Genomic DNA, 15,633 nt, shown 5'->3' with positions numbered 1-15,633 from the left:
GGCGGGATTTATGGACAGCAATAACGACTGGCGCCAGCGGCTCTACGTCATGGTTTTTCAAAGTGACACGGTCGCCGGGCGGCGCTTTGACGGCATCTTGCTGCTGATCATCCTCGCCAGCCTGGTGATCGTGATGCTCGACAGCATCGACCAGATACACCAGAACTACGCCGATGTGCTGGCCTATATCGAATGGGGCTTCACGCTGATCTTCCTGATCGAATACGGGTTGCGCCTGTATTGCTCGCCCAAGCCGTTACGCTATGCCTTCAGCTTTTATGGGCTGGTGGACTTGCTGGCCATCGTGCCCGGCATCCTCGCGCTGTATTACAGCGATGCGCAGTACCTGCTGATCATCCGCATCATCCGAATGCTGCGGATCTTCCGCGTGCTCAAGCTCAGCCCCTACCTCAAGCAGGCCAACTACCTGATGTCGGCGTTGCGGGGCAGCAAGCAGAAGATCGTGGTGTTCCTGGTCAGCGTGTGCACGCTGGTCACGGTGTTCGGCACCTTGATGTACGTGATTGAAGGTCCGGAGCACGGCTTTACCAGCATCCCCAAGGGCATCTACTGGGCCATCGTGACCCTGACCACCGTGGGCTTTGGCGACATTGTGCCGAAGACGCCGTTGGGCCAGGTGATTTCATCGCTGGTGATGATCACCGGTTATTCGATCATCGCCGTGCCCACCGGGATTTTTACCGCTGAACTGGCGAGCGCAATGCGGGGCGAACAGCTGCAAACCGACTGCCCGGTGTGCAAGAAGAACAGCCATGAGCCAAATGCCGCCTTCTGCTCGCGCTGCGGGAGCAACCTTTTCCATAAAGTGGAATAAGCAAAGTACGTTTTAATCTTTAAGCGTCTATGCGGCGCCAGCTATAGTCGCTGGCAAATTGCCCCTACTCAATTGACAACCGTCTCGAACAACAAGGAATGAGCAGTGAAAAAACTCGTTAGCGCCTCTCTCCTGGCCGCCGGCCTTGCCCTGGCGGGCGCCGTCCAGGCCGCACCCGTCACACTGCTCAACGTCTCCTACGACGTAATGCGCGATTTCTACAAGGACTACAACGCCGCTTTCCAGAAGCACTGGGAAGCCGAACACCCGAACGACAAGCTGACCCTGCAGATGTCCTTCGGTGGTTCCAGCAAACAAGCGCGCTCGGTGATCGACGGCCTGCCGGCTGACGTGATCACCATGAACATGGCCACCGACATCAACGCCCTGGTCGACAATGGCAAGCTGGTGCCGGACAACTGGGTCACTCGCCTGCCGAACAACAGCGCGCCGTTTACTTCCGCCACGGTCTTCATCGTGCGCAAAGGCAACCCAAAAGCCCTGAAGGACTGGCCGGACCTGTTGAAAGACGGCGTGCAGGTGATCGTGCCCAACCCGAAAACCTCGGGTAACGGCCGCTACACCTACCTGTCGGCCTGGGGCTATGTGCTGAAGAACGGCGGCGATGAAAACAAGGCCAAGGCCTTTGTCGGCAAGCTATTCAAACAGGCACCGGTGCTGGATACCGGTGGCCGTGCGGCCACCACCACCTTCATGACCAACCAGATCGGCGACGTGCTGGTGACGTTCGAGAATGAGGCGGAAATGATCGCCCGTGAATTCGGTCGCGATCAGTTCGAAGTGGTCTATCCAAGCGTCTCCGCCGAAGCCGAGCCACCGGTGTCGGTGGTCGACAAGGTGGTCGAGAAGAAAGGCACCCGCGTGGCCGCCGAAGACTACCTGAAGTACCTGTGGTCGCCGGAAGGTCAGGAAATCGCGGCGAACAACTACCTGCGTCCACGTGACCCGAAAGTGCTGGCCAAATACACTGACCGCTTCCCGAAAGTCGACTTCCTGTCGGTAGAGAAGACCTTTGGTGACTGGCGCACGGTGCAGAAGACCCACTTTAATGATGGTGGGGTGTTTGATCAGGTTTACTCGGGTCAATAACTGACGCAACGCACTAAACCTGTGTGAGCGGGCTTGCTCGCGGATGCGGTGTATCAGCCAACTGATTCAGTGACTGATACTCCCCATTCGCGAGCAAGCCCGCTCCCACATTGGGTTCTGCGCCAGACTTTACATCGGTGGTGTCACGCCATCCTTGCCGGCTGAGATAGCCTGGGCAGTGATGATCCCATCCGCCCCCTGCGCCGCAAACATCACCACCTTCACCCCTGGCTTGAGCAAGCTGCGATCGCCAGGTTCCAGGTTGACGATCGGCACATCCTCCGGCACCACGATCTTCTGTTCGCCGCCTTTGTATTTCACCGTCAACGTCCGCCCGTTGCTGACCACCAGGTCGCCGACGGTGCCGTTGGTCATGCTGCTGCCTTCCTTCAAGTCAAACGCGCGATGCCCGTCGCCCGTGCCGGCCATGGCCGGTGGGAACACGTGCACTTCCAGCGCCGTCAGGCTGCCATCGGCGTTGGGCATGGCGGCGGAGCCAATGTAGCTGCCCGGCTTGATCTCATCGATCTTGGCCAGGGTGACCGCGCGCACCTGAGTGCTTGGGGTCAGGTGCACGATGACGTCCTCGCCGCTGTTGACCTTGACGTGCATCGCGTCGCCCTCCATCGCCGTGATGGCGCCGCGTACGCCCACCCGCGGGACATCCTCGGCCTGGGCCAGGCCCACGGCCATGGCGGCGGCAAGCGTGGAAGCCAGGAGCATCTTGTTCAATGTGATTTTCATGACCTTCAATTTCCTGTTTCGGCAGTTGTGCCTGAATGTATCATCACCCTTCGCGCCGAAAGTTAACGATTCACTCATCATTACTGGGCATGAGTGTTATCACTGCAAGCGGCCTACCCGGTCTACGGTGTTGTCTTTAGGCTCGCCTCACTTTCATTCGCTTTTATGAGAACACCATGAACGCTACCTCCCACGCTACAACCACCATGACCCGGAGCATGGTGATGCTGTTCGCGTTTTGCTGCGGCGCCATCGTTGCCAACATTTACTATGCACAACCGATCATCGAGCTGATCGCGCCGGACATCGGCCTGACGCCCGCCATGGCCAGCCTGATCGTCTCGTTGACACAAATTGGTTACGCCCTGGGCCTGTTTTTCCTGGTACCGCTGGGTGACCTGCTGGAAAACCGCAAGCTGATGATCGCCACCACCGTGCTGGCCATCGCCAGCCTGTTGGGGGCGGCATTTACCGAACAACCGAACCTGTTCCTGCTGGTGTCGCTGCTGATCGGCTTCAGCTCGGTGTCGGTGCAGATCCTGATCCCGCTGGCCGCGCACCTGGCACCCGCCGAGTCCCGAGGCCGCGTGGTCGGCAGCATCATGGGCGGTCTGTTGTTGGGCATCCTGCTGGCTCGGCCCGTGTCCAGCGTGGTGGCGGACCACTTCGGTTGGCGCGCAATGTTCATGGCCGCTGCGGCGTTGATGGCGTTAATCAGCGTGGTGTTGCTGATCACCATCCCCAAGCGCCAGCCTGACCACAGTGCCACCTATGGCCAGTTGCTGCGCTCCCTCGGCACGTTGCTGCGTGAGCAACCGGTATTGCGCCAACGGGCGTTCTATCAGGGTTGCATGTTCGCCACCTTCAGCCTGTTCTGGACCGCTGCCCCACTGGAACTGGCGCGTAACCACGGCCTGAGCCAAAGCGAGATCGCGCTGTTTGCACTGGTCGGTGCGCTGGGCGCCATTGCGGCGCCCGTCGCCGGTCGCCTGGCCGATGCCGGGCATACCCATCGCGCTTCGTTGCTGGCCATGCTGTTTGCGGCGTTGAGTTTCCTGCCGGCCTTTGTACACCCGTTGTACAGCGTGATCGGCCTGGCCGTGACCGGTGTGGTCCTGGACTTCTGCGTGCAGATGAATATGGTGCTCGGCCAGCGCGCTATCTACGCCCTCGACGCCAACAGCCGCAGCCGCCTGAACGCGCTGTACATGACCAGCATCTTTATTGGCGGCGCCTTCGGCTCGGCGATTGCCAGCAGCGTGTATGAACACGGCGGCTGGCTGGGCGTGATGCTGGTGGGCAGCGCATTCCCTCTGATTGCGTTACTGCGGTTCCTCAGTGCTTCACGCCAGGCCACAGTCGCCACTGCTTGAGGCAGCGGTTCAAGACTGGTTTTTTTCCGCGGATGCTTGGCCGGACGGCGATGTCAGCCGGCTCAGCAACTGCGAGAAAAATGCTAGCAGGGTGGTGGCGAACATCTGAATCAAGCCGGCGGCGTGTTCCTGTGCCTTATCCGGCAACGGGGAGGGAGCGGGTGTTGGGACCGGAGGCGGTGTCGGTGTCGGTGTCGGCGTGGGTGTCGGCGTGGGTGTCGGCACGGGTGCAGGTGCAGGCTGAACCTCAGGCGCTTGACCGCCCCACTGCACATCAGTTGGCTTGATCGCGCCCTTGCTCTTGATCAATAGGTCCGCGTTGCCCGTTCCCTTCAGGTCAATGGCCAGGCTTGAAAGGCCTGTGCCGGGGTCATGCTTGAGCACCGCTTCACCGGCTCGCCCCGTGAACCGATCAGTGAAGGCCAGGCCGCTCAGCCCAGCGCCCTTCAAGGCGCCCGACACATCGATCTTGTCCGTACCGCTGGTGAAATCCTGGATCATGTCCGGGTCAGTCGGCGTGGAGTCGCTGGCCTTGTCGTAGACAAAGGTGTCCGCGCCGCCACCGCCTCTCAGGGTGTCGCCCCCTCCGCCGCCCTTGAGCCGATTCGCGGCCTCATTGCCCGACACAGTGTCCCGGCCAGAGCCGCCAATCGCGTTTTCAATCGTGCAGCCCTTGGCAATGGACACATTGCCCTTCAGCCCGCCCACATCGGAAAACGATTCGGCTTTCAGGTTGATGTTCTGATCCTGGGAGAACCCGGAGAAGTCCATCGTGTCGACGCCACCACCGTCCCAGACACAGAAAACCGGTTTGTCAGCAGCGCTCTTGAGGCTCATCGCCTCGCGCTCAGTATTGGAGTTGAAGCCATAGGTGGTATTGGTGTTACGGGTTTGGTGATTGGCCCCGTACAAGCGTTGTGCCGCTGCAATATCGTCCATCATCGGCGCGGACGGATTCTGCCCTTTGAAGTCGTGTCCCTTCTGGTTTTTTTCCGACCAATAACTCATCACCGTACGCGCCTTGGTATCCTCGGCGTAGACCGCGCTGTTCAGGTAATCGAAACCGTTCCCGTTGTAGTTCCCTGGATGCTGCAGGCCAATGGCGTGGCCGATCTCATGGATAGCCGTTATCGAAAACTGACTGCCCAATGCCGGTGCCCCGTTTTCTCTGCGCGTGCCAATCGTGGCTGAAGTCTGGGTAGTGAAACGGCCAGGAAAGGTGGCCACCCCTCGATCACCGCCCGGATTGTTGCGAATGTTGAGAGTGCCGTCCGTCCCACTCGCCTGCTCGCGAAAGTTGATATTGGCGACATCCTGCCAGGACTGCACTGCCTGGCGGACGCGCCCCTGCTGCTGGTGGGTGAAGCTGTTGTCCACCGTGTAATTCACATCGACTTTCGAATCACCATTACGGTCATGAAAACGCAGGTTTTCCCGGGTAAGTTGATTAGCCGCCTGGTCCGTTGTGTAAGACGGTTTACTCCCAGCCCCCACACCCAACGGGCCGAAGTCCGCTACCGGCACGCTATTCAGAGAGCTCCTACTGCGCAGGTCATAATTATTCATTGTGCGACACCTTTGGTTTCAATAACGGGAGCCGGTCAAGCGATCGTTGACCAACCCTTCCAGAGGTAAATTCGCACGCTGAAAAATCCGATACCAACGCAGATTTGGTTCTAACCGCAACACCTGCGCGCGTCGAAACAGGAGGCGATACAACCAGGTATTCCGTTGCAATTTAAACACCCGACAACACAAAATCCCCGGCGGCATCGAGTTGTTTTAACAAGAAAAAAACAAAATCTAAAAAAGCACTTCGGGTGCCAGTACGCTATTTTCCCAACGATCAGGACATATTCCTTAAATCTTCCTCAGGACCGCACCAGCTTCTCCAGCGCGGCATCCGCCAGAAAGGAAGAGCGACTCTTGACCTTGTGCTCACGCACATAACGGTCGATGCGCTGGATGACATAACCGGGCAAGGTCACATTGACCTTCTCGGTCTTGCCCAGGTAGGGCGAGATGTCCAACTCCAACATCCCCCAGCCCATGCCGGCGTAATCTTCGTGCGCATGATGGTTGGCCACCGACGTTGGCAGGGGAATCGGTCCACCCTCTGCGGCAATCTCTTGCAGCATGATGTGGGCGACTTCCACCGCAGCGTTATAGGCCTCCTCAAAACTGTCCCCAGCGGTGACTGCGCCAGGGATGTCGGGGATCTGAATACCGGTGGCGGTGAAGTCATCGCCCCATTCGATACAGATTGGGTATTGCATGAATGTTCTCCTTAAAACTGAAACAAGCCGGCGCGTTTCCTGATGCTTTTGACAGTGCCCAGCGGCAGGTCCTTTTTTGGGTGGGGTACCGGAATGGTGTACGGGTTATAGCGGTGAGTAAAAATATGATGACTGCCCGCGACCCGGTCCAACACCCAACCCGCCTCTTGCAGTTCTTTGATGAATAACCTGCTTTGCACCCCTGCCTCCTTGGCTTGGCCTGAATAAAAGTAACCCTAGAGTTATCTTTACTCAAGCACAAAAGACGCGGGGCTGACTGACGGCTGTTTTACGGGATATTGAAAACCTGCCTGCTCGACACCGTAAACACATGAGAAGACATCGACGTCGCCCTGCGCATCGGTGAACTGGTCTGGAATAGGTGGACGGGTTTACTGAGGCGCGCCCCACATAACACGGCTGAACGGCGTGTAGTTGAGTAGAACCTGCGTAGATGCCTGGATACTCTTGAAGTACCGATGGGCCAATGTTCTGCCTGTCTCCCATAAGGAAAGCAAAATGACCGTGACCATACGACCACTGCAGGAAAACGATCGAGCACCGGTGATTGCCATGCTCAAGGAGGGCGTTGCACTCAAACACTTTCTACCCACTGCCTACACCCAAGCGAACGCGTTGCTTGGCGCCGCACTTTCTGGCGTACCTTTCACGATGATCAAGTTGAGGGCGGGACAAACGCGTCCCCATCAAGTCACTTCCAGAGCCTGGGTGGCCGAAGTCAACTCCGTGCCTGCGGCGTTCGCACTGTCGCTGGTGGATGCTAATGAAATCGAAATCCACCTGGCCTGGACGCTGAAAGCGTTACGCCGGACAGGGTGCATGACAGCGCTGATTCAACACGAAATCACTTTGAACAATGGCCAGAAGCGTATCTACGCACGGTGCTATAAAAAGTCCACATGGGCGGTGAGTTGCTTCCAGAAAAACGGGTTCACCCTCGCCAACACGGGTGATCCCGTCGAGTTAACCCTATAGCCTCAATACTGCACAACGCCCGCGTCAGGCGCATGCCGAGTGCCCGTGGTCGAGGCAGCACAGCAGGCGCTCGACCGTATGTTCCAGGGGACCGGAGTTGTCTAGCACGAACAACCCCGCCCCATTCCCCGCGATCAACTCGGCAGTGAACCGCGCATTGCGTGCCAGGCGGGCGTCGATATCCACCAGTGCCTCACGCCCGCGTGCGATCAAGCGCTGGCGTAGTACCGCCTGATCCACCGTCAGCAGCAACACCAGCGACGTCGGATAACGCTCGCGGGTCTGTGCGAGGTGCGCGCGGGAGCCGTTGACCAGCACGTCGTCACCTGCCGCCAACCAATCGTCGATCACTTTCGGAATGCCATAGGACAAGCCATTCGCCTGCCAGCTGAGGGCAAATGCGCCCTCGGCCTGCATCGAGGCGAACTGCTCCGGGCGGACCCCTTGCGCCGCCTCGCCCACCGCTTCCGCCGAGCGAGTGATAACGCGGCGTACGATGCGACAACCGCGCTCGGCCAGACGTGGGCGTGCGGCATCCAGCAGGCTGTCCTTGCCCGAGCCGGAGGGCCCGATGAGATAGATCAACCTGCCTGCCATCAAAACACCCTCTTCGCTTGTCGCCCTGCTTGTTGCATTACCGGAAGCCCAGGCTAATCATCTTGACTGCTCCCCAGAGGCTGGCCGGGTAATAGTCACTGGAAAGTATACCCAGCAATCCCTCAGCCGCCAGGCCGGCGGCGGCCACATTACCCGAGTCCCACCCGCCGCGCACCACGTTTGGCGCGCCCTCTTACCTGGGCCGACGGTAAGTGGGGGGTTGAGGGCCAGGTTGGCTGTTGAGAATAAAAAAGGCGACCTTTCAAAGGTCGCCTTTTGTCATTGCGCGTATTGCTTGCTCAACCCCGGCGGCACGCCTTGCACGTCGGTTTCTTCCCATGGGCCGTTCGGGCTGATGGAGCGGCTCCAGCCGTTGCTCCAGCGGTAGTAGGTGCGCTGGCGGTAGAAGGTGTCGGGCTGTTCGTCGAGCACATACACCTGCATCCTGCCGTCCCAGTGGCTCACCGCGCCCGGCGGTGGGGCGAACGTCGCTGACTTAGTCGGCACTGGCTTCGGCGCTGGGGTCACCGGGCCGGACGGCTTGGTGCTCGGCTGGGTCGACGGGCCCGACGGTGGAATGGTCGGGCCGGTGGGCGCAGGAGGTGGGCGGTGGACCGCACAAGCGCTCAGGCCCAATACCAGGCTGAGCAGGGTGATTCTTGCGAGTGCGGTCATAGGCGTTTCCTCGAAATTACTTATCCGGACTGTCGATGGTCAGCTGCTGCAGCGCAGTGGTGGTGCTGGCCAAGGGTTGGCTGCGGCCGATCCATTCGCCAGCTGTCGGAACACCTGCCCGGGATATGCGCGCAACCAGTTGGACTTCGGGGAAGTTCGACAGTTTCAACTGCGGCATCATTGCGTCGGCATCGCCCAGTTCGACGGTGATCGGCAGTTCGGCGACGGTGACGCGTTTGGCTGCCAACGGTGCCGGCGGGCCTTTCACGGCGCGGGCGAAGATGAATACGCTGTCGGTGGGCAGGGCTTTGGCCTTCACGTCGGCGCTCAGATCCACACGAACTTTCATCGCGGCTTTTTGAGGGGCGACGGTGCCACCGCTCTCTTTGAGTTTTTCGGCAGCACGGTCGATACCGCCTTGCAACGCCGCACGGGAGTTGTCTTCCGGTGGCAGCTGGGCCAGCAGACGGTTCCAGTAGTCGATAGCCTCCTGATAACGCTGGCCTTCAAACGCAGCGATACCCAGCAGGCCAAGGCTGGTGACTTCCTTCGGATCAAGCTTCAAGGCCTCGTCCGTCAACGCCTGAACCTTGGGCGACCACTGTTTGTTGTCGGCAAAGTACTGCGCCTGGGCCCACTGGCCGAGCAGTTCCGGCTGACGACCGGCCAGCGCCACGGTGCGTTCGAACACGTTGGCGGCATCGGCGGACCGGTCCTGGGCCATGTAGGCACGGCCCAGAAAGTACAAGCCTTCTGCCGAATCCGGCTGGGCGGCAGCGGCGCGTTCCAGGCGCTGGGTCATGTCTTCCATGGACACCGGTGGCTGGGCGAATTCGCGGGTGAGTTCAACCTTGTCGCTGGCCCCGTAATGCAGGTACAGCGCAACACCCAGGGCTGGCACCAAAAACGCGGCCAGAAATGGCAGCGGCTTGCCCAGGCGCGATTCACGGGGCTTTTCTACACCTTCAGTGTCGGCCAGCAATTCACGCGCCGCTTCGGCGCGGCCGGTGTCGAGTTGCGCGGCGTTGAGCACGCCTTCGTCCTGCTGCACTTGCAGCTCGGCGACACGCTCTTGGTACAGCGCCACGTTCAACGCGGTGCGGTCCTCTTCACGCTGGGCACGGCGGCCGCGCAGTATAGGGATCAACAGGAAACTCAGGGCAATCAGAAGCAGCAAGCCGGCTGCGAGCCAGAAATCAATCATCAGTCTTGGTGTCCAGCAATTGGTCGAGGCGTTTACGCTCTTCAGGAGACAGCGCGTCGGAACCATCGGTCGGCGCGGCGCGGCGGCGGCGCACAATCACGGCCATCACCACCACGCCAGCCAGCAACAGCCCGGCGGGGCCGAACCAGAGCAGCGCGGTCTTGCCGGTGAGGGCCGGTTTGTAGCGCACGAAATCACCGTAGCGGTCGACCATGAAGTCGATGATCTGCTGGTTGTCCTTGCCCTCCCCCAGCATGCGGAAGATCTCTTTGCGCAGGTCGGCGGCGATGGGTGCGTTGGAGTCGGCGATGTCCTGGTTCTGGCACTTGGGGCAGCGCAGTTCCTTGGTCAGTTCGCGAAAGCGCTCGCGATCACCGTCCTTGGCGAACTCGTAGGTGTCGATGGCGGCATGGGCCACGCCGACCAGTCCAAGCGCCAGGACTGCAGCGGCTAACAGACGCTTCATGGCTTGGCCTCATCGACCAGTGCCTGGTACTTGGCGGCCAGTTGCTCGCGCCAGACCACTTCGTCGATCACACCGACGTACTTGTCACGGATCACGCCCTTGGCATCGATGAAAAAGGTTTCCGGGGCACCGTAGACGCCGAGGTTCAGGCCGAGGTTGCCGTCTTCATCACGGATATCCAGCTGATAAGGGTTGTGGAACTCGGCCAGCCATTTCAAGGCCGCCGCATTGTCGTCCTTGTAGTTGATGCCGTAGATCACCACGCCCTTCTCGGCCAGCTTGTTCAGCACCGGGTGTTCGACACGGCAGGAGATGCACCAGGTGCCCCACACGTTGACCAGCGCCGGTTTGCCCAGCAAGTCAGCTTGAGTCAGGGTCTTGTCGCCCTGCACGGTCGGCAGTGAAAACGCCGGGAACGGCTTGCCGATCATCGCTGAGGGCAGCTCGGCCGGGTCCAGATACAGACCGCGATACAGGAACACGGCGACCACCAGGAACAACGCCAGCGGCACAACCATCAACCAACGCTTCATACCGCCGCTCCTTGCAGACCGAGGGCTTCACGCACCCGGCTCTTGACCTTGACCCGATAACGCCGGTCCAGCGCAGCCAGCAAACCACCGAAACCGGTGAGCAAGCCGCCGAACCAGATCCAGCGTACAAACGGTTTCACATGCACACGCACCGCCCAGGCACCGTCGCCCAAGGGTTCACCCAGCGCCACATACAGGTCGCGGGTGAAACCGGCGTCGATACCGGCCTCGGTCATCATCGAACTCTGCACGGTGTACAGACGTTTTTCCGGGTGCAGCACGGCGTTTTCCTTACCGTTGCGGACTACACGAACGGTGCCTTTGTCTGACGTGAAGTTCGGCCCTTCGAAGTGCTTGGCGCCTTCAAAAATGAAGTGGTAACCGGCCAGGTCCATGGACTCTCCCGGTGCCAGGCGCAGGTCGCGCTCGGCGCTGTTCTGACTGGAGAGCACCACACCCAGGGCGCACACGGCGATGCCGATGTGGGCGATCTGCATGCCCCAATAGCTGCGGGTCAGGGTTGGCAGGCCTTTGATCAGGCCTTTGTGGCGAGTCTTGTCAAAGATGTCACGCACGCCGGCCAGCAATACCCAGGCGGCGAGCAGGAAGGTGGCGAGCACTGCCCAGTTGAAATCGCCGTAGGCAACCCCGGCGATCACGGCCAAGGCCACGCTGCCGAGCAGCACCGGCATCAGCATGCCCACCAGCCATTTCACCGGGGTGTCTTTCCAGCGCACCAGCACGCCAACGGCCATCACCACCATCAACAGGCCCATCAACGGGATAAACAACGCGTTGAAGTACGGCGGGCCCACGGACAACTTGGCGCCGCTCAAGGCATCCAGCACCAGCGGGTACAGGGTGCCGAGCAGGATCATCGACGCGGCCACCACCAGCACCAGGTTATTGCCCAGCAACAGGGTTTCCCGCGACCACAGGTTGAAGCCGACCCGGCTCTTGACCACTGGCGCACGCAACGCAAACAACGTCAGGGACCCCCCCACCACAAACAGCAGGAAGATCAGGATGAAAACGCCGCGCTCAGGGTCGGACGCGAACGCATGCACCGAGGTCAGCACACCCGAGCGCACAAGGAATGTGCCGAGCAGGCTGAGGGAAAACGCCGCGATGGCCAGCAGCACGGTCCAGCTCTTGAACACGCCGCGTTTTTCGGTGACGGCCAGCGAGTGAATCAGCGCGGTACCGACCAGCCAGGGCATGAAGGAGGCGTTTTCCACCGGGTCCCAGAACCACCAGCCGCCCCAGCCAAGTTCGTAGTAGGCCCACCAGGACCCCAAGGTGATACCGATGCCGAGGAACGCCCAGGCCACGATGGTCCACGGCCGCGACCAGCGCGCCCAGGCCGCATCGAGACGTCCGCCGAGCAAGGCGGCGATGGCGAAGGCGAAGGCCACCGAGAACCCCACGTAACCCATGTAGAGCATCGGCGGGTGCACGATCAGGCCGATGTCCTGCAGCAATGGGTTGAGGTCGTGCCCGTCCGCCGGGATCTGCGGCAGGATGCGGCTGAACGGGTTGGAGGTCATGATCAGGAACAGCAGGAAGCCGATGCTGATCATGCCCATCACCGCCAGCACGCGAGCCAGCATCACTTGCGGCAGTTGCCGGGAGAACACCGACACGGCGAAGGTCCAGCCGCCGAGGATCAACGCCCACAGCAGCAGCGAACCTTCATGGGCGCCCCACACGGCACTGAACTTGTAGTACCAAGGCAACGCCGTGTTGGAGTTGTTGGCGACGTAGGCGACGGAAAAGTCGTCGGTCATGAAGGCGTAGGTCAGGCAGCCAAACGCGAACAGCAGGAACGCAAACTGGCCCCAGGCCGCAGGCTGCGCCAGGCTCATCCACAAGCGATCACCGCGCCAGGCGCCGAGCAATGGCACCACGGCCTGGACGATGGCAAAGCACAGGGCGAGGATCATCGCCAACTGCCCCAGCTCCGGAATAAACAGTGCGGACGTCATGGCTTAGCCCTCCTTGGCAGGCGTTGGCGCGGATTGGCCGCTGTCTTTCAGGGCCTTGGTGACTTCCGGCGGCATGTATTTCTCATCGTGCTTGGCCAGCACTTCGTCGGCCACCACCACGCCGTCGGCATTGAGCTTGCCCAGGGCGACGATGCCCTGGCCTTCGCGGAACAGGTCCGGGAGGATGCCGCGGTAGGTGATGGTCACGGCCTTGTTGAAGTCGGTGACCACGAAGGTCACGTCGAGGGAATCACCGGAACGCTTCAGTGAGCCCTTCTCAACCATGCCGCCGGCGCGGATCCGTGTGTCCACCGGCGCTTCGCCATTGGCGATCTGGGTCGGGGTGTAGAACAGGTTGATGTTCTGCTGCAGGGCGCTCAAGGCCAGGCCGACGGCAATGCCGACGCCCACCAGAATCGCAAGAATGATCAACAGACGCTTTCTACGCAGCGGATTCACTTATCGGTCTCCCGGCGCAGACGACGCGCCTCTTGTTGCAGGTAACGCTTGCGGGCCAGGATCGGCGCGGCGACGTTGAGGGCCAGCACTGCCAGGCAGATGCCATAGGCCGTCCAGACATACAGGCCGTGATGGCCCATGGCGAGAAACTCGCTGAAAGAAGCAAAACTCATGCGCGCGCTCCCAGGCTGCTTTGTACTTCGGCCTTGACCCAACGGGTGCGCGATTCACGCTTGAGCACTTCGAGGCGCATGCGCATCAGCAGCACGGCGCCGAAGAAACAGTAGAACCCCAACACCATCAACAGGAGCGGCGCCCACATCTCTACGGGCATTGCCGGCTTTTCGGTGAGCGTGAAGGTGGCGCCCTGGTGCAGGGTGTTCCACCACTCTACCGAGTATTTGATGATCGGGATGTTGATCACGCCGACAATCGCCAGCACCGCGCAGGCTTTGGCGGCGCTGTCACGATTGCTGATCGCGTTGCCCAGGGCAATCAGACCGAAGTACAGGAACAGCAGGATCAACATGGACGTTAGTCGTGCATCCCACACCCACCATGAGCCCCAGGTGGGTTTGCCCCAGATCGCGCCGGTGACCAGCGCCACGGCAGTCATCCACGCACCAATCGGCGCAGCGCATTGCAGGGCCACGTCCGCCAGTTTCATCTTCCACACCAGGCCGACGATGCCGCACACCGCCAGCATCACGTAGCAGGACTGGGCCAGCATCGCGGCGGGAACGTGGATATAGATGATGCGAAAGCTGTTGCCTTGCTGGTAGTCCGGCGGCGCGAAGGCCAGGCCCCAGACCAGGCCGATGCCGATCAGCAACACGGCGGCGACGCTCAGCCACGGCAGCAGCTTGCCGCTGATGCCATAGAACCATTTGGGCGAGCCGAGCTTGTGAAACCAGGTCCAGTTCATTGCTGTATCCATCACGGTAGCGTTTCGTCGTTGCGAAAAGCTTAGGGTCTTTACTGGTTAAGACAACGCTTAACCAGACCTCATTATTCGCCGACGCTGATCTTCAGGCCGGCGGCTATAGCAAAGGGTGTCAGGGTTACCGCCAGGGCGGTCAGGCTACCAAGCCACAAGAGGTAACCGGTCGCCGGCATGCCCATGAGCGCGGCCTGCAAAGCACCACTGCCCAGGATCAATACCGGAATGTACAAAGGCAGAATCAACAGGGCCAGCAACAGGCCACCCCGCTTCAAACCCACGGTCAACGCTGCGCCCACCGCCCCCAACAGGCTGAGCACCGGCGTACCGAGCAACAAGGACAGGAGCAACACCGGCAGGCATTCGACGGGCAAGCCCAGCATCATCGCCAGCAGCGGCGAGAGCAAGACTAGCGCCAGGCCGGAAAAAGCCCAGTGTGCCAGCACCTTGGCCAGTACCAGAAGTGGCAGAGGGTGCGACGAAAGGACCCACTGTTCCAGGGAACCGTCTTCGAAATCACTGCGAAACAGCCCGTCCAGCGAGAGCAGGACCGATAAAAGCGCGGCCACCCACACCAGTCCTGGGGACAAGGTTTGCAACAGTTTAGTCTCGGGGCCGACCGCCAGCGGGAACAACGCGATGACAATCGCGAAAAACACCAGCGGGTTGGCCAGTTCGGCCGGCCGACGGCACAGCAACCGCGCTTCGCGGGCGACCAACAGGGCGAATACGCTCATGCTGACCACTCCCCCAGGTCAAGATCACGGTAGCCGGCGGGCATACGCGTCAGGGTGTGGTGGGTGGTGAGCAATACCGTGCCGCCCTGTTCGCAATGCCGCGCCAAGTGCTCTTCAAGCTGGGCGACGCCTTGTTTATCCAGGGCGGTGAAGGGCTCGTCGAGAATCCATAACGGCGGGCCCGGCAGATACAAACGCGCCAGAGCCACGCGGCGCTGTTGACCGGCGGACAAGGTGTGACAGGGAACATCTTCAAAGCCTTTGAGGCCGACGGCGGCCAGAGCCTGCCAGATGGCATCGCGGGATACGGGATGATGCAGGGCGCTGAGCCAGCTGAGGTTTTCTTCGGCGGTGAGCACGTCTTTGATCCCGGCGGCGTGGCCGATCCAAATGAGGTTGCGTGCCAGTTCGGTGCGTTGTTCGTTGAGGGGTTTGCCATTCAGTCGAACTTCACCAGCCGTGGGCTGCATCAACCCTGCCAGCAGGCGCAGCAAACTGGTCTTGCCGCTGCCGTTGGGCCCGCTGACCTGCACCATGTCACCGCCCGTCAGCCGCAATTCGAGGTGCTCGAACAGCAGGCGCAGGTCGCGTTCACAGGAGAGCGCTACGGCTTCAAGAAGAGGGCTGGTCAAAAGATCGCGGGCCTTTACGGTTCAAGTCGGCGGTGCAGCGGCCGTTAAAGAGAAATGCACAATAACGGCTT

Annotated in this window: 19 protein-coding genes and 1 pseudogene; 4 read left to right on the top strand and 16 right to left on the bottom strand. The window is 60.7% G+C overall.

Annotation, left to right across the window (positions count from 1 at the left end):
• The first annotated feature begins 10 nt into the window (after nt 1–10).
• Both AC4PS7_RS05445 and AC4PS7_RS05440 read left to right on the top strand, forming a co-directional pair.
• The gene (locus AC4PS7_RS05445; RefSeq protein ID WP_010211769.1) at nt 11–835 is read left to right on the top strand and encodes an ion transporter; all 825 of its coding nucleotides are present in this window, start codon (nt 11–13) and stop codon (nt 833–835) included.
• 105 nt (nt 836–940) lie between these two features.
• Nucleotides 941–1,945: a sulfate ABC transporter substrate-binding protein gene (locus tag AC4PS7_RS05440; RefSeq protein WP_010211770.1), complete on the top strand. Its 1,005-nt coding sequence runs from the start codon at nt 941–943 to the stop codon at nt 1,943–1,945.
• 129 nt (nt 1,946–2,074) lie between these two features.
• Here AC4PS7_RS05440 and AC4PS7_RS05435 read toward each other — a convergent pair whose 3' ends face one another.
• The gene (locus tag AC4PS7_RS05435) at nt 2,075–2,689 is read right to left on the bottom strand and encodes a DUF5666 domain-containing protein (protein ID WP_021492218.1); all 615 of its coding nucleotides are present in this window, start codon (nt 2,687–2,689) and stop codon (nt 2,075–2,077) included.
• A 176-nt stretch (nt 2,690–2,865) separates the two neighbouring features.
• Between AC4PS7_RS05435 and AC4PS7_RS05430 the strand changes: the two genes are divergently transcribed.
• A complete protein-coding gene (locus tag AC4PS7_RS05430) occupies nt 2,866–4,062 on the top strand; it encodes an MFS transporter (protein ID WP_021492219.1) in 1,197 nt (398 codons plus the stop codon).
• Between the two features lie 9 nt (nt 4,063–4,071).
• On the opposite strand, the gene AC4PS7_RS05425 is transcribed toward AC4PS7_RS05430, so the two are convergent.
• From AC4PS7_RS05425 to AC4PS7_RS05415, 3 genes are all read right to left on the bottom strand, one after another.
• Entirely contained in the window at nt 4,072–5,628 is a 1,557-nt protein-coding gene (locus AC4PS7_RS05425) for a M10 family metallopeptidase C-terminal domain-containing protein (RefSeq protein ID WP_044286877.1), read from the bottom strand.
• Between the two features lie 305 nt (nt 5,629–5,933).
• Nucleotides 5,934–6,338 (bottom strand): type II toxin-antitoxin system HicB family antitoxin, encoded by a 405-nt coding sequence (locus tag AC4PS7_RS05420; protein WP_010211776.1) that lies wholly within the window; start codon nt 6,336–6,338, stop codon nt 5,934–5,936.
• A gap of 11 nt (nt 6,339–6,349) precedes the next feature.
• Entirely contained in the window at nt 6,350–6,538 is a 189-nt protein-coding gene (locus AC4PS7_RS05415) for a type II toxin-antitoxin system HicA family toxin (protein WP_154846897.1), read from the bottom strand.
• 319 nt (nt 6,539–6,857) lie between these two features.
• Here AC4PS7_RS05415 and AC4PS7_RS05410 point away from each other — a divergent pair, with 319 nt between their 5' ends.
• Complete coding sequence (locus AC4PS7_RS05410; RefSeq protein WP_045792371.1) at nt 6,858–7,334, top strand: GNAT family N-acetyltransferase; 477 nt, start codon at nt 6,858–6,860, stop codon at nt 7,332–7,334.
• A 24-nt stretch (nt 7,335–7,358) separates the two neighbouring features.
• Here the strand turns inward: AC4PS7_RS05410 and phnN are convergent, their stop codons facing one another.
• The 12 genes and pseudogenes from phnN to ccmA form a co-directional block, all read right to left on the bottom strand.
• The gene (phnN, locus tag AC4PS7_RS05405; protein WP_154846898.1) at nt 7,359–7,931 is read right to left on the bottom strand and encodes a phosphonate metabolism protein/1,5-bisphosphokinase (PRPP-forming) PhnN; all 573 of its coding nucleotides are present in this window, start codon (nt 7,929–7,931) and stop codon (nt 7,359–7,361) included.
• A gap of 52 nt (nt 7,932–7,983) precedes the next feature.
• Nucleotides 7,984–8,121 (bottom strand): annotated as a pseudogene (locus AC4PS7_RS05400) (alpha-D-ribose 1-methylphosphonate 5-triphosphate diphosphatase); the annotation flags it as partial.
• An 89-nt stretch (nt 8,122–8,210) separates the two neighbouring features.
• Nucleotides 8,211–8,606 (bottom strand): hypothetical protein, encoded by a 396-nt coding sequence (locus AC4PS7_RS05395; RefSeq protein WP_010211781.1) that lies wholly within the window; start codon nt 8,604–8,606, stop codon nt 8,211–8,213.
• A gap of 16 nt (nt 8,607–8,622) precedes the next feature.
• Nucleotides 8,623–9,810 carry a c-type cytochrome biogenesis protein CcmI gene (gene ccmI / locus AC4PS7_RS05390; RefSeq protein WP_047543543.1) on the bottom strand — a complete coding sequence of 396 codons (1,188 nt, stop codon included), beginning with the start codon at nt 9,808–9,810 and terminating at the stop codon, nt 8,623–8,625.
• Entirely contained in the window at nt 9,803–10,276 is a 474-nt protein-coding gene (locus AC4PS7_RS05385; protein WP_012723038.1) for a cytochrome c-type biogenesis protein, read from the bottom strand. Before AC4PS7_RS05385 ends, ccmI begins: the two co-directional genes overlap by 8 nt.
• A complete protein-coding gene (locus AC4PS7_RS05380; protein WP_010211784.1) occupies nt 10,273–10,809 on the bottom strand; it encodes a DsbE family thiol:disulfide interchange protein in 537 nt (178 codons plus the stop codon). Before AC4PS7_RS05380 ends, AC4PS7_RS05385 begins: the two co-directional genes overlap by 4 nt.
• A complete protein-coding gene (locus AC4PS7_RS05375; protein ID WP_492179179.1) occupies nt 10,806–12,794 on the bottom strand; it encodes a heme lyase CcmF/NrfE family subunit in 1,989 nt (662 codons plus the stop codon). Before AC4PS7_RS05375 ends, AC4PS7_RS05380 begins: the two co-directional genes overlap by 4 nt.
• Before the next feature lie 3 nt (nt 12,795–12,797).
• Nucleotides 12,798–13,253 (bottom strand): cytochrome c maturation protein CcmE, encoded by a 456-nt coding sequence (ccmE, locus tag AC4PS7_RS05370; RefSeq protein ID WP_042570794.1) that lies wholly within the window; start codon nt 13,251–13,253, stop codon nt 12,798–12,800.
• Nucleotides 13,250–13,426 (bottom strand): heme exporter protein CcmD, encoded by a 177-nt coding sequence (gene ccmD / locus AC4PS7_RS05365; protein WP_010211791.1) that lies wholly within the window; start codon nt 13,424–13,426, stop codon nt 13,250–13,252. Before ccmD ends, ccmE begins: the two co-directional genes overlap by 4 nt.
• A complete protein-coding gene (locus tag AC4PS7_RS05360) occupies nt 13,423–14,178 on the bottom strand; it encodes a heme ABC transporter permease (protein ID WP_010211793.1) in 756 nt (251 codons plus the stop codon). The genes ccmD and AC4PS7_RS05360 overlap by 4 nt, the downstream gene beginning before the upstream one ends.
• 83 nt (nt 14,179–14,261) lie before the next feature.
• Nucleotides 14,262–14,930, bottom strand: coding sequence for a heme exporter protein CcmB (gene ccmB, locus AC4PS7_RS05355; RefSeq protein WP_003189951.1), 669 nt, complete (start codon nt 14,928–14,930; stop codon nt 14,262–14,264).
• Nucleotides 14,927–15,562: a cytochrome c biogenesis heme-transporting ATPase CcmA gene (ccmA, locus tag AC4PS7_RS05350; RefSeq protein WP_044286874.1), complete on the bottom strand. Its 636-nt coding sequence runs from the start codon at nt 15,560–15,562 to the stop codon at nt 14,927–14,929. Before ccmA ends, ccmB begins: the two co-directional genes overlap by 4 nt.
• Nucleotides 15,563–15,633 lie beyond the last annotated feature (71 nt).

Source organism: Pseudomonas sp. DW-iso3 (assembly GCF_058725305.1).
The sequence above is the reverse complement of the archived record's forward strand: the minus strand, read 5'-3'. Positions and strand labels throughout refer to the sequence as shown.

What these genes read in the sequence shown, in the direction of transcription:
- AC4PS7_RS05445 (WP_010211769.1), top strand. Translation starts at nt 11, where the DNA reads ATGGACAGCAATAACGACTGGCGCCAGCGGCTCTACGTCATGGTTTTT.
- AC4PS7_RS05435 (WP_021492218.1), bottom strand. Translation starts at nt 2,689, where the DNA reads ATGAAAATCACATTGAACAAGATGCTCCTGGCTTCCACGCTTGCCGCC.
- AC4PS7_RS05430 (WP_021492219.1), top strand. Translation starts at nt 2,866, where the DNA reads ATGAACGCTACCTCCCACGCTACAACCACCATGACCCGGAGCATGGTG.
- AC4PS7_RS05425 (WP_044286877.1), bottom strand. Translation starts at nt 5,628, where the DNA reads ATGAATAATTATGACCTGCGCAGTAGGAGCTCTCTGAATAGCGTGCCG.
- AC4PS7_RS05420 (WP_010211776.1), bottom strand. Translation starts at nt 6,338, where the DNA reads ATGCAATACCCAATCTGTATCGAATGGGGCGATGACTTCACCGCCACC.
- AC4PS7_RS05410 (WP_045792371.1), top strand. Translation starts at nt 6,858, where the DNA reads ATGACCGTGACCATACGACCACTGCAGGAAAACGATCGAGCACCGGTG.
- phnN (WP_154846898.1), bottom strand. Translation starts at nt 7,931, where the DNA reads ATGGCAGGCAGGTTGATCTATCTCATCGGGCCCTCCGGCTCGGGCAAG.
- AC4PS7_RS05395 (WP_010211781.1), bottom strand. Translation starts at nt 8,606, where the DNA reads ATGACCGCACTCGCAAGAATCACCCTGCTCAGCCTGGTATTGGGCCTG.
- ccmI (WP_047543543.1), bottom strand. Translation starts at nt 9,810, where the DNA reads ATGATTGATTTCTGGCTCGCAGCCGGCTTGCTGCTTCTGATTGCCCTG.
- AC4PS7_RS05385 (WP_012723038.1), bottom strand. Translation starts at nt 10,276, where the DNA reads ATGAAGCGTCTGTTAGCCGCTGCAGTCCTGGCGCTTGGACTGGTCGGC.
- AC4PS7_RS05380 (WP_010211784.1), bottom strand. Translation starts at nt 10,809, where the DNA reads ATGAAGCGTTGGTTGATGGTTGTGCCGCTGGCGTTGTTCCTGGTGGTC.
- AC4PS7_RS05375 (WP_492179179.1), bottom strand. Translation starts at nt 12,794, where the DNA reads ATGACGTCCGCACTGTTTATTCCGGAGCTGGGGCAGTTGGCGATGATC.
- ccmD (WP_010211791.1), bottom strand. Translation starts at nt 13,426, where the DNA reads ATGAGTTTTGCTTCTTTCAGCGAGTTTCTCGCCATGGGCCATCACGGC.
- AC4PS7_RS05360 (WP_010211793.1), bottom strand. Translation starts at nt 14,178, where the DNA reads ATGAACTGGACCTGGTTTCACAAGCTCGGCTCGCCCAAATGGTTCTAT.
- ccmB (WP_003189951.1), bottom strand. Translation starts at nt 14,930, where the DNA reads ATGAGCGTATTCGCCCTGTTGGTCGCCCGCGAAGCGCGGTTGCTGTGC.